Origin of the sequence: Leucobacter chromiiresistens (genome assembly GCF_900102345.1) — a bacterium.
GTDB lineage: Bacteria > Actinomycetota > Actinomycetes > Actinomycetales > Microbacteriaceae > Leucobacter > Leucobacter chromiiresistens.
In genome coordinates this window covers 566,883-586,439 of the sequence record NZ_FNKB01000001.1, presented here as the reverse complement: position 1 = coordinate 586,439, position 19,557 = coordinate 566,883, and the positions used below count along the sequence as shown (strand labels likewise).

Sequence of the window (19,557 nt, the reverse complement as noted above, 5' to 3'; positions counted from 1 at the left end):
GAGAAGTGGGAGACGACTATGGGGGAGACCGGCACCGGGCTGCACTGGCGCGCCGCCGCCCAGCGGCCCCTCCGCGATGATCGCTCTCGCGCCCGCATCGACGGCGAACTCGTTCGGGTGCTGCGCGAGAAGGCCGCGGCGGAGGTGACGCTGCTCCGACTCCGTGACGAGCTCGTCGAGGTGCAGCGCTCCGTGCAGCGCGCCGCGCAGAAGCGTCACGTCGTCGAGCAGCGCCAGGCCGAGGAGGCGATGTCGCTCGAGCGCGTGCGCACGACCCTCGAGCAGCTGCGCGCCCAGCAGGCCAAGCTCGAATCGAATGTCGCGCTCCTGCGCAAGAGCCGGGCCGATGCGACGCGCACCGCGGCGCTGATCGACACCGGCGAGATCGCCACCGGGGAGCGCCGCGGTGCGGTGACGCCGCCCGGGACGGTGCGATCGGCGCTCCCCGCCGCGGGTGCGAGCTCAGCGGAAACGGCCCCGTCGATCGCGACGGGCACTGCGGCGGCGGCTTCGCCGAGAATCGCCCCGTCGAGAACCGCAGGTGCAGCGCACGTTCCACCGGCGCAGGATGCGCTGCGGGCCGATGCGGCGTCGACCGACGTCGACCGAGCGGCGGAACCCGCGAAGCCGGAGACCACGGACTCGGCGGCGATGGAGCCGACGGCGACGGAGCCCGCGTCGACGGAGCCCGCGTCGATGGAGCCCGCGTCGATGGAGCCGACGGCGGAAGCGACGACGGGGGCCGCGGCCCCGGGCGCAGCCGCACCGGAGTCCGAGGCGGATACGGAGCCGGTGCTCGCTGCGCGGGCGCCCGCCCAGTCGGCACCGGCACCCGCGATCGCCGCCGCGGCAGAGCTCGCAGCACCGGAGCCCCGCGCAGCGGCGCCTGCCGAAGCGGAGCCTGCCGAAGCGGAGCCCGCAGCACCGGCGCCCGCCGAGCAGCGCGCATCCGCGCCGGAGCCGGCCAGCACCGATGCGGCGACCAGCACCGATGCGGTGGCCAGCACCGATGCGGCGGCGGGCGCCGACGGCGGTGCCGTGCAGAACGGCGCCGCCGCCGCGGGCGCGGCGGAGGGCGACGCGCCGGAGGATCCTCACGGTCCCGATCACCCGGCTCGGAGAAGAACCGGCTTCGTTCCGGTCGACGCGTTCGACGAGCGCACCAAGAAGGAGCGGAAGAAGGCCGACCGCGAGGCGCGTCGATACCTGCAGCAGGAGCAGCGCGAGGAGAAGCGCCGGGCGAAGGCGCGCAAGCAGCAGATGCGCGACGCGGTGAAGGCGAAACGCAGCGGATCCGAGAAGCAGCCCGAGAAGCTCGACGCCGCGACCGCCGCGACCGGCGAGGAGCCGAGCGGCAAGCGGGGCTGGGGCGCCGTCGACCTCATGCTCGCCGTGCTGATCATCGCACTGCTCGCAGCCGGGTTCGCGATATTCGCCTGGCCGCACCTGGAAGACACCGTCGCGGGATGGACGTCCGCCGGGCTGCTCGCGACGCCCCTGCCCCTCCGTCGCAGTGCCGCAGGGCCACCGGCCCGCTCCCGCGACCGCAACCAGATCACGATCGCGGCGGAACGCCCGGCACCCACGAGAAAGACACCGACCCCATGAGCATGCACACGTACGCGATCTCCCCGGAGCGGAAGGGATACTCGCGCCACGAAGTCGACCGATTGCTGCGCAACCTCGACTCCACGATCGACGAACTCCAAGCCGAACGCGGTGCGCTCACCGAGCGGATGCGGGCGATCGAGACCGAGCTCGAGATCGCCAACAAGAACCTCAGCAAGGCGCAGTCGCAGAAGCCCACCTTCGCGGGGCTCGGCTCGAAGTTCGAGGAGGTGCTCCGCACCGCCGAGGTGCAGGCCGAGCACATGCTCGACGAGGCGAAGCGGCGCTCGGAATCGATCACCGTCGAAGCCGAAGCGGCGGCGCAGCGCCTGCTCCGCAGCAGCGAGGAGCAGGCGGAGCACATCCTCAACGAGGCGCAGCGCCGAGCCAAGGATGCGGCGCTCCAAGGCGAGACGGCCGCCGTCGAGGTCGCCGCGATCGCCAACGCCCGGCTCGGAGAGGCGAGCGAAGCCGTCACGCAGGCCAAACGCGACGCGGCGAACATCCGCGCCGTCGCCGAGGGCGAGATCATGCAGGCCCGCCAGGAGGCCCAGGCGCACATCGATCAGCAGCGCGAGGAGATCCACCGGCTCCGCGAGGAGACCGAGCACCATGCGATCGAGGTCGAGCGCATGCTGCTGGAGCGCCAGGCGGAGGTCGAGGCCCAGTGCGACCGGGCGCTGTCGGAGGCCACGGAGCGCTCGGCGGCCATCCTGGACCAGGCGAACCTGAAGGCGGCCGAGATCAACGAGCGCGCCTATGCGGTCGGGCAGGAGAGCGAAGCCCTCCACGAGCGCCTGCGGCAGGAGGTGCAGCGGCAGCATGCGGAGGCGCGCAAGCACGCCTCCGACCTGATCGAGCAGGCGCAGCTGTACTCCAACAACCTGGTGAACCAGGTCGAGATGTTCTCCGACAAGGTGCACGCCCGCGCGCAGGCCCGACTCGAAGCGCTCAACGACGAGGCGGAGTTCATCCGCACGTTCATCGACGACCACCGCGTCTCGCGCAAGACCGAAACCGTCATCGCGCAGATCGAAGAGCATCTGCGGCAGGCGAGCGCCGACCGGCACAACGGATAGTGGAGGAGAGCCGACATGAAACTGCAGATCAGCGATCAAACGGCAGAGATCCTCGTTGCCGATCAGAGCACGTCCGCACGCATTCTCGCCGAGATCGCGGCGCAGCACGCCCCGCTGCGCGACCGGATCCGCCAGCACCCGAACGTCTACCCGGATCTCATCGACTGGATGGACGAGGTCGCGAGACGGGAGACGAGCGGAGACGACGCCGAATCGGAGCCCAGCGTGCCCGAATACCAGGGGCCGAGCGACACCGGTGCGAAACCGGCAGCGGTGCCGCCGCGACGCCCGCACGCCGCGAACGCGGGGGCGCGCGCGGCAGCGGACGGGCCGGAGGCCGGGGCCGGCGCCGAGAAGCGCCCGGGGCTCGATCGGGCGACGCGCATCAGCGAGCCGAAGCCGCGGCCCGCGCCGGAGGCGCGCGTCGACACGGCGACCGCGCCGCGACCGCAGTCGGTCGCGGAGCGGCCGCAGCCGACCGCGACGCAGGCCTCCATCGAGAAGCTCCGCGCCCGCTACGCCGCCGCGTTCGAGGAGCCGAAGACCCCGCGCGGTGCCACCGACCGCGACACGGAGCTGCGGGAGTACTCCGACACCCGGCTGCGCGACATGCGCGCGCAGCTCGACGCCGAGGTGAAAGCACGCCTCGAAGCGGAGGCGCGGGTGCAGCTCGCCTTCGAAGCGAGGGACCGATCGCAGGAGGAGACGCTCGCCGAAGCCCGCGCGCGCGCCTCGGCCGAAGCGCAGAGCAGACTCGAGGAGGAGGCGCGCGAGCGAGCCGAAGCCCTCGCGAGGAGCGAGGCCGAGGTGCGGCGAAGCCTCGAAACCCAACTCGTCGAGCTGCGCCGCGAGATCGAGGAGCTGACGGCGCAGCACGAGGAGGAGCAGCAGCAGCGCGCCGCAACCGAAGCCGAGCTCGAGCAGGCGGGCGAGCGCCTCACGCAGCTGGCGGAGGAGCGGGCGACGCTCGACGAACGGCTCGCCGTCGTCTCGCAGCTCGCCTTCGAGACCGAGGCACTGCTCACCGCCGAGGCCGACACCCGATCCGAGGCCGAGGCCCGCGCGCGCAACGAATCGCTCATGCGCACCGAACTGGAGGCCCAGGTATCGGTCGAGCGCAGCGCACGGAAGAGCGCCGAGGCGCAGGTCGCCGACCTGAACGAGCAACTGCTCTCGCTGCAGAACGAACTCGACGTGTTCCGATCCGAGATGGAGCGTCAGGCCGAGCAGCGCACCGTCGAGAACGTCGCCGCCGAAGCCGAGCTGGAGCTGCGCGTGACCGAACTCGAGGCGCTGCTCACGGACGAGCGCTCGCGCGCGCGCCAGCTCGAGCAGACCATCTTCGACGAGACCCAGTCGCGGCTCGCCCTCGAAGCGCGGCTCGACGCCGAGAGCGACGGCCGCTCCGCAGCGGAGGAGCGCGAGCGGCGCGAGCGGCTGCTGCGCGTCGAACTCGAAGAACGCCTGGCGCTGATGGGCGCCGCGCAGCGCTCCCTCGACGAATCGTGAACCGGGAGTCCGCGCCTGCACGCCTGACGCTCGACGCCGCCCGCGAGCTGCTCGCCGCGCCCACGACCGCGGCCGCCGAACTCGCGGAGATCGCCGCGAAGTTCCCCGAGCTCCGGGGCAGGGTCGCCGAGCACGCGAACATCACCCCCATGCTCGCCGACTGGATCGCGCGCAACAGCGCTCCCGTTCGCGAGGCGCACGACCCCGCGCCCCCGCACGCCCCTTCGGAGCGGCGTGCAGCACCCCATGCCGATGGCGGCGCGTCGCTCTCCGAGTGGGAGCGCCGCCTCGCGGCCAAAGAGGCGGAGCGCCTGCGCCGCGCCCGCCTCGAGGCGGAGGAGGAGCTGCGCGACGTCGTGCGCGACAAGGCCCGCGTCGAATCCGAAGTCGAGATCGCGCGGCAGAACCTCGCCCGGGCGAAGGCGGCCCTCGACTCCGAGCAGGCGCGGATACGCGAAGCCGAGGCGCGGATCAGCGAGCAGATCGGGGCGCGCGCCGAACTCGACGACGTGGTGAAGATCCTGCGCACCAACATCGGAGACCTCGAGTACGTGCTCGAGCAGGAATCACTCGCCTACGCGCAGGCGGAGACGCGCCTTGCGCAGGTGAAGCGCGAGCACGACGCCTGAAGCGCCCGCTCGCCGCCGTTCCACTTGCCCGAAGCGCCGTAATGACGTATGCTCGATCTTTGGCTGTGCGCCGTCCCAGTGCACAGACCGCGTGAATCGATCGCAGCGAGCCGAGACCGGCGCCGTCGCAGACTCGCGCAGACAAGAAATCTTGGGTGAGGCCGTCCGGTCTCACGGTATGAGAGGAAACATCATGGCAGCAGTGTGCCAGGTGACCGGCGCCGTTCCCGGCTTCGGACACAACATTTCGCACTCGCACCGTCGCACGAAGCGTCGGTTCGATCCGAACATCCAGAAGAAGACCTACTACGTGCCCTCGCTCGGTCGCAAGGTGACCCTGACCCTCTCGGTCAAGGGCATCAAGATGATCGATGCACGCGGCATCGAGTCGGTAGTCGCTGATCTGCAGAAGCGCGGGGTGAAGCTCTAATGGCTAAGGACAAGGACGTACGTCCGATCATCAAGCTCCGTTCGACGGCAGGCACCGGGTTCACCTATGTGACCAAGAAGAACCGTCGCAACACCCCCGATCGTCTCGTGCTGAAGAAGTACGACCCGGTCATCCGCAAGCACGTCGACTTCCGAGAGGAGCGTTAATCATGGCGAAGAAGAGCATGATTGCGAAGAACAAGCAGCGTCAGGCGATCGTTGCGCGTTACGCGGCGAAGCGCCTCGAGCTGAAGAAGGCCCTCGTCGATCCGAACGGCACCGACGAGAGCCGCGAGGCGGCACGCGTCGGGCTGCAGAAGCTGCCCCGCAACGCTTCGCCGGTGCGCGTGCGCAGCCGCGACGTCATCGACGGCCGCCCCCGCGGCGTGCTGACGAAGTACGGCGTCTCGCGTGTGCGTTTCCGCGACATGGCGCACCGGGGCGAGCTGCCCGGCATCACCAAGTCGAGCTGGTAACGCTCGAGCCGGCGACAGCCGCAACGCGAAAGGCGCGGATCCTTCGGGTCCGCGCCTTTTCGCATTTCCGGCGAACGGTACTGAAAAACGCTCTCAGACCACTGCAATATCGCTTCCCGATACCTAAGTCTGGGGAATCCCCGGCTGAAGTTCGGCATCATTCCGCCGAATTGGGGTAGATTCGTACCGATCAATCGATCGGACCCTCCACCCGGAGGGAACCCTGAACCCAGATCTAGGGGCATGCCCGGTTGCGGCGCATCGCCTTGGAAGGACACAACATGGCACTCAACAAGACCGAGCTTGTCGCGAAGATCGCCGCCGAGACCGGCCAGAGCCAGGCCGCCGTCTCCAGCGTGATCGACGGGCTGTTCTCCGCTGTCTCCGACACCGTCGCTTCGGGCGACAAGGTGTCGATCCCCGGCTGGATCTCCTTCGAGACCGCGACCACCGCTGCTCGCACCGGCCGCAACCCCCGCACGGGCGAGTCCATCGACATCCCCGCCGGCAAGCGCGTCAAGGTGTCGGTCGGCAGCAAGCTCAAGGCTGCTGTCAAGTAACTCCGTCTTCCTCGAAACCCTCGGACCGCGAAGCGGTTCGGGGGTTTCGTCGTTCCAACACGTCTCGCGTCCGCGTCGCGTCGCCGCGCAGCCGCGCAGCCCCGCCCCCGCGCCCCCGCGCCTCCGCATGGGTGCCGACCGAGCTCACACCGCGGTGCGCGTAGGCTAGTCGGGTGCCCCGTTTCGTCCGCGTTCTCGCCCCTGCCGTGCTGCTCGCCGCTACGCTGCTGGCGCTCTGGCTCGGCCTCGGCATCGGCGGTGCCGCCGCCGAGCGCTCGATCGCCGATCCGGGCGCGTTCGTGCGCTTCGGGCTGCCGCTGACGCGCACGATCGTGAACGTCGCGATGGCGGGCCTCATCGGCTCGGTCGTGATGGCGGTCTGGGTGTTCGCCAACGACCGGCCGGAGACGCGGCTCGCCATGGACTTCGCGGCGGGATCCTCTGCGGTGCTCACCGTGGCGAGCGCCGCGGCGACGCTGCTCACCTACCTGGACGTGTCGAGCCAGCCGTTCTCGGGCGACGCCTCGTTCGGAGCGGGTCTCGCGCAGTTCTTGACCGAGATCGAGCTCGGCCAGTTCTGGCTGCTCGAACTGCTGCTCGCCGCGGTGACCACGGTGCTCGCGTTCGCCATTCGCGGCAGGAAGCTTACGCTGGTGGTGCTGGTCGCAGCGCTCGCGACGGCGCTTCCGCTCGCCCAGCAGGGGCACGCGGCGGGGGCCTCGGGGCACGGCGCCGCCGTGAACGCGCTGCTCGTGCACATCGTGGGCGCCGCGGTGTGGCTCGGGGGCCTGCTCACGCTGATCTGCGTCGCGCGCACGATCGACCATCAGCGCCTCTCGGCGTACACCGCCCGCTACTCGTCGATCGCGCTGCTCGCGTTCATCGGCGTCGCTGCCTCGGGCGTCGTGAGCGCCTGGCTGCGCGTCGGCTCGTGGGATGCGCTGCTCGGCACCGGCTACGGCCAGCTGGTGCTGCTCAAGACGGGATCGCTCGTGGTGCTCGGCGCCTTCGGCGCGATGCAGCGGGTGCGGCTCATCCCGCGCATCGCGGAGTCGGCGAGCGGCACCCGGCCGTTCGCCTGGTTCGTGGTCACCGAGCTCGCGGTGATGGGCATTGCGAGCGGGATCGCCGGGGCGCTCGGCCGCACCGCCACGCCTGTGGCCCTGGAACCCGTGCGCGATCAGCCGGGCGGCATCGGACCGGCCGAGTGGCTCACGGGCGATCCGCTGCCGCCCGAGCTCACCCCGATGCGGTATCTCACGGAGTGGAAGTTCGATCTGCTCTGGGTGCTGGTGTGCGTCTTCGCGATCGCGATGTACCTGGCCGCCGTGGTGCGACTGGCCCGACGCGGCGACCGGTGGTCGGCGGGGCGCACGACGGCGTGGGTGCTCGGCATCCTGCTGCTCGCGTACACGACGAACGGCGCGCTCAACGCGTACGAGCAGTACCTCTTCAGCGTGCACATGCTCGGCCACATGATGTTCGCCATGCTGATCCCGCTCTGCCTCGTGCTCGGCGCGCCCGTCACGCTCGCGCTGCGGGCCACGCACAAGCGCGGCGACGGCTCGTGGGGCGGCCGCGAGTGGATTCTGTGGGGGGTGCAGACGCCCTTCTCGAAGCTGGTCACGCACCCCGCCTTCGCCGCCGTCATGTTCTCGGGATCGCTGTGGGTGTTCTACTTCACGCCGATCGCCCGGTGGGCGGCGGAGGAGCATCTCGGGCACCAGTGGATGATCATCCACTTCCTGATCTCGGGCTACCTGTTCAACCTGTCGATGATCGGCGTCGATCCGGTGCCGTACCGCTTCCCGTACCCGCTGCGCATCGTCACCCTGTTCGCGACGATGGCGTCGCACGCGTTCTTCGGCGTCACCATCATGACGGGCGACGGCCTGCTGCTCTCCGACTGGTACGGGGCGATGGGTCGCACGTGGGGGGCGCCGCCGCTGGAGGATCAGTCGACCGGCGGCGGCATCGCCTGGGGCATCGGCGAGCTGCCGACGCTCGCGCTGGCGTTGATCGTCGCCATCCAGTGGTCGCGGAGCGACGAGAAGGAGCAGAAGCGCAAAGATCGCGCAGACGACCGCTCGGGCGGCGCCGAGCTGGAGGCCTACAACGAGATGCTCGCGCAGCAGGCCCGGCGCGACGCGCAGCGCTCTGCGCCGCGGCGCTGACGCGCACCGAGCGGCCCCGACGCGCGCTCGTGCGGTGCGGCGGCGTCGGCGCACGCCCCCGGGTTGCTAGCCTCGAGGCATGACGCACCCCGCCTCGCACGGCCTGCCCGCACTCGACGCCGTGGGCCAGCGCGAGTTCGACGCGCTGTCCCGCTCGCGCATGCGGTTCTTCCTGCGGTTCGCGCTGACCGAGGGCGCGGTGCTCGCGATCCTCATCGTGCTCATGTACGTCGCGCGCGTGATCGATCCGGATCTCGGGCTGTACCTGCTGATCGGGGTCGCCCTGGTCGGCGGCCTCGTGCTGTCGACGGTGCTCACCCGCCAGGCGAAGCAGCAGCAGCGGATCGTCGCCGAGTCGGAGGCGCGCCGCGCGCGCGGCGAGACGTGAGGGCCTGGATCTATCTGGCCGCCGCGATTCTGCTGGAGGTCGCCGGATCGATGAGCCTGAAGGGCGCGCTGGACGCCCCGGCGCTGTACGCGGCGGTCGCCGTCGGGTACGTCGGCTCGTTCGTCTGCCTCGGCAAGGTGCTGTCGCTCGGCATGCCGCTCGGCGTCGCGTACGGCATCTGGGGAGCGACCGGGGTCGCGCTCACCGCCGGGCTGTCGACGGTCGTCTTCCGCGAGCCGTTCACCGCGCTCATGGGCGCCGGGATCGTGCTGATCATCGGGGGCGTGCTGCTCGTCGAGCTGGGATCGCAGGCGGCGCAGCGCCGTGCAGCGCGCGCAGCGCCGCGAGCGTCGGAGACGGCCGGCGCATGATGTTCGTCACCCTGGCCATCGCGATCGTCACCGAGGTGTCGGCGTCGCTCTCACTGCGTGTCGCGACGACGGCGACGCCCGGAAAGCGCCCGAGCCGGCTCTGGTTCGTCGCTGTGGCGGTCGGGTATCTGACGGCGTTCGTGATGCTGTCGGTGACGCTGTCGCTCGGCATGGCGCTGGGCGTCGCGTACGGCATCTGGGCGGCGATCGGCGTCGCGCTCACCGCCGTGATGAGCCGCGTGCTCTTCAAGGAGCCGCTGACGTGGGTGATGGGCGCGGGCATCGCGCTGATCGGCGCCGGCGTGCTGCTCGTCGAGCTGGGCGCGCAGCACTAGGCGCGCGGTACGCGCCGCGCACGGGCGGGGCGCAGCGCGAGCAGCGGCCCGCCGATCCGCCCGCCGGGTATCAGGCCCCGAGCGCTCCGGCAGAGGTGGCGGTCACGTCGGCGCGGTGGAAGTTGAGGTGCGAGCGCGAGGCCGTCGGGCCGCGCTGGCCGAGGTAGCGCGAGAACGTCGCGCCCGAGCCGTAGGGGCGCTCGGCGGGCGAGGTGAGTTTGAAGAAGCAGAGCTGGCCGATCTTCATGCCGGGCCAGAGGCGGATCGGCAGCGTCGCGACGTTGGAGAGCTCGAGGGTGACGTGACCCGAGAAGCCCGGATCGATGAAGCCGGCGGTCGAGTGGGTGAGCAGGCCGAGCCGCCCGAGCGAGCTCTTGCCCTCGAGTCGCGCGGCGATGTCGTCGGGCAGCGAGACCTGCTCGAACGTCGATCCGAGCACGAACTCGCCGGGGTGCAGAATGAAGCCCTCCTCGGGGTCGACCTCGATGAGGCGCGTCAGCTCCGGCTGCTCCTCGGCGGGGTCGATCACCGCGTACTTGTGGTTGTCGAACAGGCGGAAGTACCGGTCGAGCCGCACGTCGACGCTCGAGGGCTGCACCATCGAGGCTTCGCTCGGGGCGAGCCCGATGCGTCCCGATTCGAGTTCGGCCTTGATGTCGCGATCTGAGAGCAGCACGGCTCGATTCTACGGGAGCGGGGGTATCCTCGTCTCGAGAGCGGGGAAGGGGATCTCGTGCCGACACTGCTGCAGATCGACGGAGCCGTTGCCGATCGCGCCTCGCGCACGCGCGTGCTCACGAACGCGGTCGCGGAGGCCTGGATGGGTCGGGGCGATGCGTTCACGGTGGTGCAGCGGGACCTGCACGACGACCAGCCGCCGCACCTGCGCGAGCGCGCGCAGCACTGGCCGGAGGCGCTGCGCGGCGGCGACCCGCTCGAGGCGTCGACGCGGCGCATGCAGGATCGGCTGATCGCCGAGCTGCTCGACGCCGATGCCCTGGTGGTGGGTGCGCCGATGTACAACTATGCCATGCCGTCGACGCTGAAGGCGTGGATCGATCTCGTGCACGTGCCCGGCGTCACGGCGTCGTGGGCGGGTTCGGAGCGCCCGCTGGCGGGACGGCCCGCGGTGATCGTCACCGCGCAGGGCGGGCCGCTCGAGCCGGAGGTGCAGGATTTCGTGACGGCGCCGCTCGCGCATCTCTTCGCGGCGGGGTTCGGCATGGAGGTGCACGTGGTGGGCACGAGCCGCACGCTCGCGGAGATGCTGCCGGAGCTCGGGGCGGAGTGGGCTGCGGCGGACCTGCGGCGTGCGGAGGCGGAGGCCGCCGAGCTGGGTCGTACGATCAGCGCGGGGTGACGGGCGGCGTCGCGACGTGCCGGGCCGCTTCGCCCGGCTCGATCGGCTCGACCGGCTCGGTCACCGCGAAGAGCAGCTCGCCGATCTCGCGGGGGAGCGCGGCGATGCCGCGCGGGTGATCCTCGCCCCCGGGCGCGCCTTGCAGGGCCGAGACGCGCGCCGCGCGCTCGCACATGTCGTTGATGAGCTCGGTGGTGCGATCGGTGGGGAGGGTGAAGCGGCGGCCGGCCGCGGCGATCGCGGTCTCGACGAGTGCGGCGAGGCCGGCGGTCGCGCGTTCGAGGAGTGCGAGGTAGCCCGGTGCGATCTCGGGGTCGCGCATCGCGAGCAGCGCGAACTCGTGCTCGAGGATGATCCAGTGGGCGCCGCCCTGCTCCGCGGCGATGAACCGGGCGATGTAGGCGGCGGCCTGCTCGGCGTCGATGCTGCCGTGGTGCTGCTGCAGCGTGGGCGTGAGCTCGGCGATGGTGGCTTCGACGTCGTCGATGCGCCGGTCGAATTCGCGCTCGAGCAGTGCGAGGAACAGCTGCTCCTTGGAGGTGAAGTTCGAGTAGAACGCGCCGCGGGAGTAGCCGGCGCGGGCGCACACCTGCTCCACTGAGGCGCTCTGCACCCCGGCCTCGGCGAAGACCTCCGTGGCGGCGTCGAGCAGGCGGCTGCGTGTCTCTCGGCGGCGCGCCGTCGGCGGATCCTGGTGCGCGGTGCTCGTCATCGCGGGCCTCCTCTCCGGTCTGCGGCCAGCAGGGAGAGCCTAGCCTGAGCGGCTCCCGATACAGGAGTGTACCGAATCGGATACACTCGTGCATCGGAACGGATGCACTCGTGCATCGAACCCGCTCCGCCGGCTCCCCGCTCCGCCCGCTCCCCGCTCCGCCCCGACCGAGAGGCTCCACCCCATGTCGACTCTGCTCCACGCGATCGGACTCTGGGCGACGCGCGCGAGATGGCTGGTGCTCGCGATGTGGATCGCGATCCTCGCCGTGCTCGGCATCGCAGCCGGCCTGTTCTCGCAGGGCGCGAACGCGCCGATCACCATCCCCGGCACGGAATCGCAGGAGGCGATCGACACACTCGGCCGTACCTTCCCCGAGGTGAGCGGCACGAGCGCCACCATTATCGTCGTGGCCCCCGAGGGCGCCCGCGCCGACGAGCCGCGCACCCGGCAGGCCGTTGCAGCAGCCGTCGACGAACTCGAGCAGCTCGACCACGTGAGCGCCGTCGCATCCCCCTTCGCCGAGCAGGGGGCGAGCGACCTCAGCGACGACGGGCGGGCCGCGCTCCTCACGATCCAGATCACCGATTCCCAGAGCGACGTGCCCGAGGCGACGACCGACGGCATCATCGAGACGACCGAGCGCCTCCAGGATCGCCTGCCCCAGGGCACCCAGGTCTCCTACGGCGGCGACGTGTTCTCCGTGTCGATCCCCGGCTTCACCGCGACCGAGGCGATCGGCGTGCTCATCGCCTTCATCGTGCTGCTCTTCACGCTCGGCTCCCTCGCCGCCGCCGGCATGCCGCTCGTCATCGCGATCATCGGGGTCGGCGTCACGATCGCCGGGCTGTTCGTCACCACCGCGTTCGCCGAGATGACCTCGACCACCCCCATGCTCGCCCTCATGCTCGGGCTCGCCGTCGGCATCGACTACACCCTCTTCATCGTGAGCCGGCACCAGGAGCAGCTGCGATCGGGCCTCGGCATCACCGAATCGATCGCCCGCGCCACCGCGACGAGCGGATCGGCCGTCGTCTTCGCCGGGCTCACGGTGATCATCGCCCTGCTCGGCCTCGCCGTCGCGGGCATCCCGTTCCTCACCGCGCTCGGCGTCGCCGCAGCAGCCGGCGTCGCGGTCGCCGTGCTCATCGGCGTCACGCTCACCCCCGCCATCCTCGCCATGGCCGGGCTCAAGATTCTGCCCCGGCGCCAGCGCGCCGCGCTCGCCGCGGGCGACGCCGTCGAAGCGCCCGCGAGCGCGCCCGCGCGGGCGACGAGCCGCGCCGACCGCTTCTTCGGCGGATGGGTGCGCGCCGTCACCGCGAAACCCGTCGCCACGATCCTCGCCGTGCTGGTGGTGCTCGGCGTCGCGGCCATCCCGATGACGCAGCTCCGACTCGCGCTCCCCGGAGCCGAGACCCTCGAGGCGACCGACCCCGCCCGCATCACCTACGAGCTCACCGGCGAGCACTTCGGCGAGGGCGCCAACGGGCCGCTCCTGCTCACCGGATCGATCATCACCAGCGACGACCCAGTCGGGCTGATGGAGGATCTTGCCGACGAGGTGCGCGGCATCCCCGGCGTGCACGACGTGCCGCTCGCCACACCGAACCAGAACGCCGACACCGGCATCATCCAGGTCGTGCCCGAGGAGGGCCCGCAGGCCGAGAGCACATCCGAGCTCGTCGCCGAGCTCCGCGCGCACCACGACGCCTGGCTCGACGAGTACGGCGTCAGCCTGGCGGTGACCGGATTCACCGCAGTGGGCATCGACGTGTCGCACCTGCTCGGCGAGGCGCTGCTGCCCTTCGGCGTGCTCGTGGTCGGGCTCTCGCTGATCCTGCTCGCCATGGTCTTCCGCTCGGTGTGGGTGCCCATCAAGGCGACGCTCGGCTACCTGCTCTCCGTCGGCGTCGCCTTCGGAGCGGTCGTCGCCGTCTTCCAGTGGGGCTGGTTCGGCGACGCCCTCCACGTGCACGCGACCGGCCCCGTGCTGAGCTTCATGCCCATCATCCTCATGGGCGTGCTCTTCGGCCTCGCCATGGACTACGAGGTCTTCCTCGTCTCGCGCATCCGCGAGGAGTACGTGCACGGCGCCGACGCGCAGACCGCGATCCGCCGCGGATTCGTCGGCAGCGCGAAGGTGGTGACCGCCGCCGCGCTCATCATGTTCGCCGTGTTCGCCGCCTTCGTGCCCGAGGGCGACCCGAGCATCAAGGTGATCGCGCTCGGGCTCGCCGTCGGCGTCTTCGTCGACGCGTTCATCGTGCGCATGACGCTCGTGCCGGCGGTGCTCGCGCTCCTCGGCGACCGCGCCTGGAGCATGCCGCGCCGGCTCAGCCGCATGCTGCCCGTCTTCGACGTCGAGGGCGAGGGCCTCGCCCGCGAGCTCGCGCACGCCGCCTGGCCCGCCGACCTGCCCGACGCCCGGGTGGCGGCGGACGCCCTCGCGCTGCGCCCGGGCGCCGTGTCGCCGACGGTGCGCGTCGCAGCGGGCCAGGCGCTCGTGCTCGACCCGCACGAGCTCGCCGACGCGGCTCCGCTCGCCGAGGCGCTGACCGGTCGACGGCCCATCGCCGGGGGCACCGCGAAGGTGGCAGGACTGCTGCTCCCCGAGCGCGCCGCCTCCCTGCGCACGCGCTCCGCCTGGGCGACCGCGGAGACGCTGCGCGCCGCCCTGCGCGACCGCCCCGCAGTGCTCGTGCTCGACCTGCGCGGGCGCTCGGGCGCCGACGCCGACCCGGGGGCGGTCGACGACGCGGCCCCGGCGGTCGACGACGCGCGATCCGCCCTCGCGGCGCACGCCGTCGACGGCGCGCGCGGAGCGGCACCCGAGTGCACCTTCCTCGTGCTCGGCGGCGCCGAAGCCGCGCGGCGCCTGCTGCCCGCCGACACGGAGCTCGTCGCCCCGGCGAGTGCTCACGGGGTGGGCGCTTCCGCGGTGGGCGCTTCCGGGGAGGGCGTTCCTGCGGTGGGCGCCCCCGAGACGGGCACCCGCCCCGCAGAACCGCACGCGGCGTCGCAATCCCGCGACCACGAAGGGAGCGCACGATGAGCGCAGCACTGACTCGACTGAAGAGCACCCGACCCGTGCGATGGACCACGGTCGTCGGCATCATGCTCGTGCCGCTGACGATCGCGGGCGTGCTGCTCTGGGGGCTCTGGAACCCGAACGAGCGCCTCGAGCGCGTGACCGCCGCCGTGGTCAACCTCGACGAGGGGGCCGAGGTCGACGGGCAGGTCGTGCCCCTCGGGCGCGTGCTCGCGGGCGAGCTCATCGGCGATCCGGGCGCCGCTGATCCGGGCCGCGATACCGGAGCGGGCGCGATATCCGCCGACGGCGGCACGACGAATTTCACGTGGGTGCTCACCGACGCCGACGACGCAGCCGCGGGCGTCGCCGACGGCCGGTACGCGACCGTCGTGACGATTCCGAAGAGCTTCTCGCGAGACGCGACCTCGCTGTCGGGCGACCCGAGCGATGCGACGCAGGCGAGGATCGACGTGACCGAGAGCGACCGCGGCCGACTCATCGACACCGCGCTCTCGGGCATCGTGACGCAGACCGCGACGCGGGTGCTGAACGAGCAGCTCGGCGAGCAATTCGTCGACGGCGTCTACGTCGGCTTCAACGAGCTCGGCGCGGGGGTGGGCGACGCCGCAGACGGGGCCGCCGGGCTCGCGGACGGCGCCTCCGACCTGTCAGCGGGAGCCGCGCAGCTCGACGACGGCGTGACGCAGCTCGCCGACGGCACCCGGCAGCTCGCCGACGGCACCCAGCAGCTCGCGAGCGGCGCCGGCGCACTCGCGACCGGATCGGGCGACCTCGCGACGGGAGTCGGCGCCTACGTCGCGGGCACGCAGCAGCTCGCCGATGCGTACCCCTCGCTCGCAGCCGGCGCGACGGCCGCCGTGCAGCAGCTGCAGAGCCTCGCGGGGGCGCTGCAGCAGCTGCAGGCGAGTGCGGCGGCGCCGTCGGTGCAGCTCGAACAGGGGCTGACGAGCGCCGGCGCCGGTGCGACCGCGCTCGCCGCAGACATCGAACCGCTGGTCGCCGAGTGCTTCGCGAGCGGGAGCGACCCCGCCTTCTGCGAGGGGCTCGCAGGCAGGCTGCAGGCCCACGCCGGCGCGATCGGCGGCGGGCTCGCCGACGCGGGCACGGGCGCCGCCGGCGTGGCGCAGGCCACCGACGCGCTGCAGCAGCAGATCGGCGGCGGGGCTGCCGGGGCCGACCCCGCGGCGCAGCTCGCCCAGCTCGGGCAGCTCACCGACGGCCTGACCGAGTTCGGCTCGGGCCTCGACCGACTGGCGGCGGAGGGCGGGCAGCTCTCGGCGGGTGCGGCGCAGCTCGCCGATGGCGCGGCGACGCTCAGCGCCGGCACGGGGGAACTGGCCGCCAGCGCCCCGCAGCTCGCCGACGGTGCGACGCAGCTCGCCGACGGCACCGGCGAACTCGTGGGCGGCACCGAGCAGCTCGCCGGCGGGGCCGGGGAGCTCGCGACCGGTCTCGAGACCGCGGCGGAGAGCGTGCCGGTCACCACCGACGCCGAGCGGGAGCGGCTCGCGCGCACCGCCGTGACGCCGGTGCTGGCCGAGGGCGGCAGTGACGAGCTGTTCACCGCCTCGGGCGCCCCGCTCTTCGCGGGCATCGCGCTCTGGGCGGGCGCGCTGGCCGCGTTCCTCGTGCTGGCGCCGCTGTGGCGGCGCACCCGCGATGCGGCGCGCGGGGTGGGGTACATCACGCTGCGCAGCGCGCTCCCGGCGGTCGTGCTCGGCGCGATCCAGGGCGCCGCCGCCGGGCTCGTGCTGCCCGTCGCACTCGGGTACGACGTCGCCCAGGGGCTGCGGTTCCTCGGCTTCGCGCTGGTCGCGGGCATCGCCTTCACGCTGCTCGTGCAGGGGATGTCGGCGCTGCTCGGCGGCGCCGGACGATTCCTCGCCTTCGTACTGCTGGTCGTCGCCTTCGCCGTCGGCGTCGTCTCGACCGTGCCGGCACCGCTCGCCGCGGTGGGCGACGCGAGCCCGCTGGGGGCGGCGCTCGACGGCTTCCTGGGCATCGCGACCGGCTCGGGATCGGCCGGGGGCTCGGCCGTGGTGCTCGCCCTGTGGGCGGCGGCGGGCCTGCTGCTGACCGCGTTCGCGGTCGCCCGCGCGCGGCGCTCGGCGGCGCGGTAGGGGGCGGCGGAGGCGGTGGGGGCGGCGTGGGCGGTTGGGGCCCGCGCCGCCCCTGCGCCCCGCCGCCTGCGGCGCCGCCGCCTCCGGCGCACGCCGCCGCTCCTGGCGACGTCAGCCGTCCTCCCCGCGGCGAGCACGAGGGTGTACGCCGAGAATGAGGGTTTCGCGCGGCGCGATTCCCTCGTGCTCAGGCGGAACCCTCGTGCTCGGCGGGCGACCCGGCTCGCGCGGAACCCTCGTGCTCGGCGGGGGAGCGCGAGCGCGAGCGCGCGGTAGGGGGTGCGGCAGGCGGCGCTGCCGGCCTCACACCTGCGAGCACGAGGGTGTGCGCCGAGTGTGAGGGTTTCGCGCGGCGCTATTCCGTCGTGCTCAGGCGGAACCCTCACTCTCGGCGGGGGAGCCTGCTCAGGCGGAACCCTCACTTTCGGCGGGGAGCCTGCTCAGGCGGAACCCTCGTGCTCGGCGGGGGAGCGCGACCGCGAGCGCGCGCTCAGCAGCCCCGCCGCGACGCACACCCCCGCGACGAGCGCCACCGGCATCCACGCCGCGCCGAAGAGCAGCACGCCCGCGGTGGCCGTTCCCGCGGATCCGGCGGCGATCTTCAGCGCGCCGACCCAGATGAAGACCTGGCCGCGGGCCTCGACGGGCGCGTACTCGCTGCGGGCTGCGAGCGTCGCGGCGAAGAACAGGGCGTTCGCGACTCCCGCGGCGCCGCACGCGATGAGCGCTGCCGCGAAGGTCGGCATCGCGGCGACCACGGCGAGCGCTGCGGCGACGGCGAAGCACAGCGCCACGACGAGTCGGTCGGCGTCGCCGGGCAACGGCTTCGCCATGAGGATCGCCGACCCGACCAGATTGCCGACCCCGTAACCGGCGACCAGGGCGGCCGCGAGGGCGGCGCCGCCGAACTGCGGAGCGACCGCCACCGCGTAGATCGGCAGCACGGCGACCGAGAACGCGACCGTGACGGTGAGGGCGAGCGTGCGCCGCAGCGGCCCGGAGCCCCAGATGCGCCGCAGCGTCTGCACCGGCGACGGCACCGCCGCGGCGTCGGCGGCGGCGGTCTGCCGGGGGAGCGCCAGCACCGCGGCCGCCCCGAAGATCGCGGCGCCCGCGAGCACGAGCGCCGCCGTCAGGGGCCCGGGGCCCGCCGCGATCCACGCCACCGACGCGGGGCCGAGGGTGCCGCTGACGCCGTAGCTCGCCACGTCCCAGCTCTGCGCCCGCCGCTGATGCCGCTGCGCGGGGCCCGCGATCGCGGGCAGTCGGCTGCTGATGCCGCCGGTGAGCATCGGGCCGAAGAGGCCCGAGACGCCGAGGAGGAGTGCGGGCACCACGGCCCAGGTGTGGGGCAGGAGGAGCGCGGCGATGCCGAGCAGTGCGCCGTGCACGAGGGCGGCGGCGGCGATGACGATGCGCCCGTCGCGGGCCGTGTCGAGTCTGCGCGAGATGAATGGGCCGAGCAGGTGCGGTGCGGTGATCGACGCGCCCAGCAGGCCCGACACCCAGGCGGGGAGCCCCGCGTGCTGCGCGAGCAGCACGATCGCGACGACCGCGCCGCCGTCGGCGCTCCGCACGAGCGTCGCGGCGAAGACGTAGCGCGCGAGCCCGCCGCGCGGCCGCTCGACCTCGCCGCTCCGCGCTGCCGCATCCGCAGCTGCATCAGCAGCCGCAGCCGCATCCGCAGCCGCATCCGCAGCCGCATCCGCGCCCCCGCCGCGCGGCATCGCGTCAGCTGACGAGGCCGAGGTCATCTGCGACCTGTGCGACTTCGGCGCGCTGCGCCTCGGTGAGGCCGAGGATCGGGAGGGGGAGGGATCCGCGGCGCACGAGCCCGAGGTGCTCGGCGATCGCGGCGACGACGCGCAGGCTGCCGCTCATCGTACTGAAGAGGCGCCAGAGGGGGTGCAGCGCCTCCGATTCCCGGATCCCGGCGCCCGGATCGCCCGACCGCGCCGCGCGGAGGATGCGCAGCGCGGTCTGCGGCAGCGTGCCGGCGGTCACCGAGTACCAGGCGTCGCACCCCGCCGCGAGGCCCGCGGCGGCGAACGCGTCGCCCGAGATGCCGACGGTGACGTGCTCGGGGAGCACCGCCCGGATCCGGGCCATGCGATCCGCGGCGGCCGTCGCGTCGGCGGGCAGGGCGGGAATCTTGACCGACGCGATGCCGGGCAGCTGCGCGATGCGGCCGTAGAGCTCGGTGGTGAACGCGAAATGCGTCGTGCCGGGGTTGTCGTAGACGATGATGGGCAGCTGCGTGGCCCCCGCGACGGCGGCGAACAGCTCGAAGACGTCGTCGTCGGTGAGCGGCTGGTAGGTCATCGGCGCGAGCAGCACCCCCGAGGCTCCGGCGGCCTCGGCGCTCCGCACGTTGTCGAGCACGTGCGAGGTGCGGAGCGCGCCGACTCCGACGTGCACGGGGGTCGCGCCCGCGTGCGCGACGGCGAGGCGGGCGACGCGCGAGCGCTCCTCGGGGCTCAGGTACGCGTACGAGCCCGTCGATCCGAGGGCGGTGATCGAGTCGACCTCGGTGGCGGCGAGCCGCTCGACGAGGCTGGCGTAGGCGGTTTCGTCGACGGCGTCGTCGACGAAGGGGGTGAGGGGAAACGCGCTGAGACCGGTGAACACGGGAGCTCCATTCCTGAACGTGCTGAGGGGGCGGATCGGGGGCGGATCGGGGGCGGATCGGGCCGCCCGGGGCGATCGGCCGTGCGCGTCTCCGATCGACGCGAACGGCCTGAGCACTATCGTG

Annotated in this window: 19 protein-coding genes; 15 read left to right on the top strand and 4 right to left on the bottom strand. The window is 72.6% G+C overall.

Annotated features, from left to right (window positions below):
• The first annotated feature begins 18 nt into the window (after positions 1 to 18).
• From BLT44_RS02685 to BLT44_RS02630, 12 genes are all read left to right on the top strand, one after another.
• Complete coding sequence (locus BLT44_RS02685; RefSeq protein ID WP_074689894.1) at positions 19 to 1,608, top strand: hypothetical protein; 1,590 nt, start codon at positions 19 to 21, stop codon at positions 1,606 to 1,608.
• A complete protein-coding gene (locus tag BLT44_RS02680) occupies positions 1,605 to 2,687 on the top strand; it encodes a coiled-coil domain-containing protein (protein ID WP_010155682.1) in 1,083 nt (360 codons plus the stop codon). The genes BLT44_RS02685 and BLT44_RS02680 overlap by 4 nt, the downstream gene beginning before the upstream one ends.
• A gap of 15 nt (positions 2,688 to 2,702) precedes the next feature.
• Positions 2,703 to 4,196 (top strand): variant leucine-rich repeat-containing protein, encoded by a 1,494-nt coding sequence (locus tag BLT44_RS02675; RefSeq protein ID WP_074689892.1) that lies wholly within the window; start codon positions 2,703 to 2,705, stop codon positions 4,194 to 4,196.
• Positions 4,193 to 4,825 (top strand): variant leucine-rich repeat-containing protein, encoded by a 633-nt coding sequence (locus BLT44_RS02670; RefSeq protein WP_010155685.1) that lies wholly within the window; start codon positions 4,193 to 4,195, stop codon positions 4,823 to 4,825. Before BLT44_RS02675 ends, BLT44_RS02670 begins: the two co-directional genes overlap by 4 nt.
• 193 nt (positions 4,826 to 5,018) lie before the next feature.
• Positions 5,019 to 5,255, top strand: a complete 237-nt coding sequence (gene rpmB, locus BLT44_RS02665) for a 50S ribosomal protein L28 (RefSeq protein WP_010155686.1) — start codon at positions 5,019 to 5,021, stop codon at positions 5,253 to 5,255.
• Complete coding sequence (rpmG, locus tag BLT44_RS02660; RefSeq protein WP_010155688.1) at positions 5,255 to 5,422, top strand: 50S ribosomal protein L33; 168 nt, start codon at positions 5,255 to 5,257, stop codon at positions 5,420 to 5,422. Before rpmB ends, rpmG begins: the two co-directional genes overlap by 1 nt.
• Positions 5,423 to 5,424: 2 nt before the next feature.
• Positions 5,425 to 5,730, top strand: a complete 306-nt coding sequence (gene rpsN, locus BLT44_RS02655) for a 30S ribosomal protein S14 (protein ID WP_010155689.1) — start codon at positions 5,425 to 5,427, stop codon at positions 5,728 to 5,730.
• A 281-nt stretch (positions 5,731 to 6,011) separates the two neighbouring features.
• Positions 6,012 to 6,290 (top strand): HU family DNA-binding protein, encoded by a 279-nt coding sequence (locus BLT44_RS02650; protein WP_010155690.1) that lies wholly within the window; start codon positions 6,012 to 6,014, stop codon positions 6,288 to 6,290.
• Between the two features lie 173 nt (positions 6,291 to 6,463).
• Positions 6,464 to 8,464 (top strand): bifunctional copper resistance protein CopD/cytochrome c oxidase assembly protein, encoded by a 2,001-nt coding sequence (locus BLT44_RS02645; protein ID WP_010155691.1) that lies wholly within the window; start codon positions 6,464 to 6,466, stop codon positions 8,462 to 8,464.
• A gap of 79 nt (positions 8,465 to 8,543) precedes the next feature.
• Entirely contained in the window at positions 8,544 to 8,852 is a 309-nt protein-coding gene (locus tag BLT44_RS02640) for a hypothetical protein (protein WP_010155692.1), read from the top strand.
• Positions 8,849 to 9,223: a DMT family transporter gene (locus BLT44_RS02635; protein WP_010155693.1), complete on the top strand. Its 375-nt coding sequence runs from the start codon at positions 8,849 to 8,851 to the stop codon at positions 9,221 to 9,223. Before BLT44_RS02640 ends, BLT44_RS02635 begins: the two co-directional genes overlap by 4 nt.
• Entirely contained in the window at positions 9,220 to 9,558 is a 339-nt protein-coding gene (locus tag BLT44_RS02630) for a DMT family transporter (protein WP_010155694.1), read from the top strand. Before BLT44_RS02635 ends, BLT44_RS02630 begins: the two co-directional genes overlap by 4 nt.
• Positions 9,559 to 9,628: 70 nt before the next feature.
• Here BLT44_RS02630 and dcd read toward each other — a convergent pair whose 3' ends face one another.
• Positions 9,629 to 10,234, bottom strand: a complete 606-nt coding sequence (gene dcd, locus BLT44_RS02625; protein WP_010155695.1) for a dCTP deaminase — start codon at positions 10,232 to 10,234, stop codon at positions 9,629 to 9,631.
• A gap of 57 nt (positions 10,235 to 10,291) precedes the next feature.
• Here dcd and BLT44_RS16025 point away from each other — a divergent pair, with 57 nt between their 5' ends.
• Positions 10,292 to 10,918, top strand: coding sequence for an FMN-dependent NADH-azoreductase (locus BLT44_RS16025; protein ID WP_010155697.1), 627 nt, complete (start codon positions 10,292 to 10,294; stop codon positions 10,916 to 10,918).
• Here the strand turns inward: BLT44_RS16025 and BLT44_RS02615 are convergent.
• On the bottom strand, positions 10,905 to 11,630 hold the full coding sequence (locus BLT44_RS02615; protein WP_010155698.1) for a TetR/AcrR family transcriptional regulator: 726 nt from the start codon (positions 11,628 to 11,630) through the stop codon (positions 10,905 to 10,907). The genes BLT44_RS16025 and BLT44_RS02615 overlap by 14 nt on opposite strands.
• Positions 11,631 to 11,814: 184 nt before the next feature.
• Between BLT44_RS02615 and BLT44_RS02610 the strand changes: the two genes are divergently transcribed.
• Both BLT44_RS02610 and BLT44_RS02605 read left to right on the top strand, forming a co-directional pair.
• Positions 11,815 to 14,685: an MMPL family transporter gene (locus tag BLT44_RS02610; RefSeq protein WP_083351962.1), complete on the top strand. Its 2,871-nt coding sequence runs from the start codon at positions 11,815 to 11,817 to the stop codon at positions 14,683 to 14,685.
• Positions 14,682 to 16,805, top strand: coding sequence for a YhgE/Pip domain-containing protein (locus BLT44_RS02605; protein WP_074689890.1), 2,124 nt, complete (start codon positions 14,682 to 14,684; stop codon positions 16,803 to 16,805). The genes BLT44_RS02610 and BLT44_RS02605 overlap by 4 nt, the downstream gene beginning before the upstream one ends.
• Positions 16,806 to 17,245: 440 nt before the next feature.
• Here BLT44_RS02605 and BLT44_RS02600 read toward each other — a convergent pair whose 3' ends face one another.
• Complete coding sequence (locus BLT44_RS02600) at positions 17,246 to 18,559, bottom strand: MFS transporter (protein WP_218130072.1); 1,314 nt, start codon at positions 18,557 to 18,559, stop codon at positions 17,246 to 17,248.
• Positions 18,537 to 19,433 (bottom strand): dihydrodipicolinate synthase family protein, encoded by an 897-nt coding sequence (locus BLT44_RS02595; protein ID WP_010157897.1) that lies wholly within the window; start codon positions 19,431 to 19,433, stop codon positions 18,537 to 18,539. Before BLT44_RS02595 ends, BLT44_RS02600 begins: the two co-directional genes overlap by 23 nt.
• Positions 19,434 to 19,557: the final 124 nt, after the last annotated feature.

Coding starts and splice junctions, on each gene's coding strand:
- BLT44_RS02685 (WP_074689894.1), top strand. CDS start 19: ATGGGGGAGACCGGCACCGGGCTGCACTGGCGCGCCGCCGCCCAGCGG.
- BLT44_RS02680 (WP_010155682.1), top strand. CDS start 1,605: ATGAGCATGCACACGTACGCGATCTCCCCGGAGCGGAAGGGATACTCG.
- BLT44_RS02675 (WP_074689892.1), top strand. CDS start 2,703: ATGAAACTGCAGATCAGCGATCAAACGGCAGAGATCCTCGTTGCCGAT.
- rpmB (WP_010155686.1), top strand. CDS start 5,019: ATGGCAGCAGTGTGCCAGGTGACCGGCGCCGTTCCCGGCTTCGGACAC.
- rpmG (WP_010155688.1), top strand. CDS start 5,255: ATGGCTAAGGACAAGGACGTACGTCCGATCATCAAGCTCCGTTCGACG.
- rpsN (WP_010155689.1), top strand. CDS start 5,425: ATGGCGAAGAAGAGCATGATTGCGAAGAACAAGCAGCGTCAGGCGATC.
- BLT44_RS02650 (WP_010155690.1), top strand. CDS start 6,012: ATGGCACTCAACAAGACCGAGCTTGTCGCGAAGATCGCCGCCGAGACC.
- BLT44_RS02640 (WP_010155692.1), top strand. CDS start 8,544: ATGACGCACCCCGCCTCGCACGGCCTGCCCGCACTCGACGCCGTGGGC.
- BLT44_RS02630 (WP_010155694.1), top strand. CDS start 9,220: ATGATGTTCGTCACCCTGGCCATCGCGATCGTCACCGAGGTGTCGGCG.
- BLT44_RS02615 (WP_010155698.1), bottom strand. CDS start 11,630: ATGACGAGCACCGCGCACCAGGATCCGCCGACGGCGCGCCGCCGAGAG.
- BLT44_RS02610 (WP_083351962.1), top strand. CDS start 11,815: ATGTCGACTCTGCTCCACGCGATCGGACTCTGGGCGACGCGCGCGAGA.
- BLT44_RS02605 (WP_074689890.1), top strand. CDS start 14,682: ATGAGCGCAGCACTGACTCGACTGAAGAGCACCCGACCCGTGCGATGG.
- BLT44_RS02600 (WP_218130072.1), bottom strand. CDS start 18,559: ATGACCTCGGCCTCGTCAGCTGACGCGATGCCGCGCGGCGGGGGCGCG.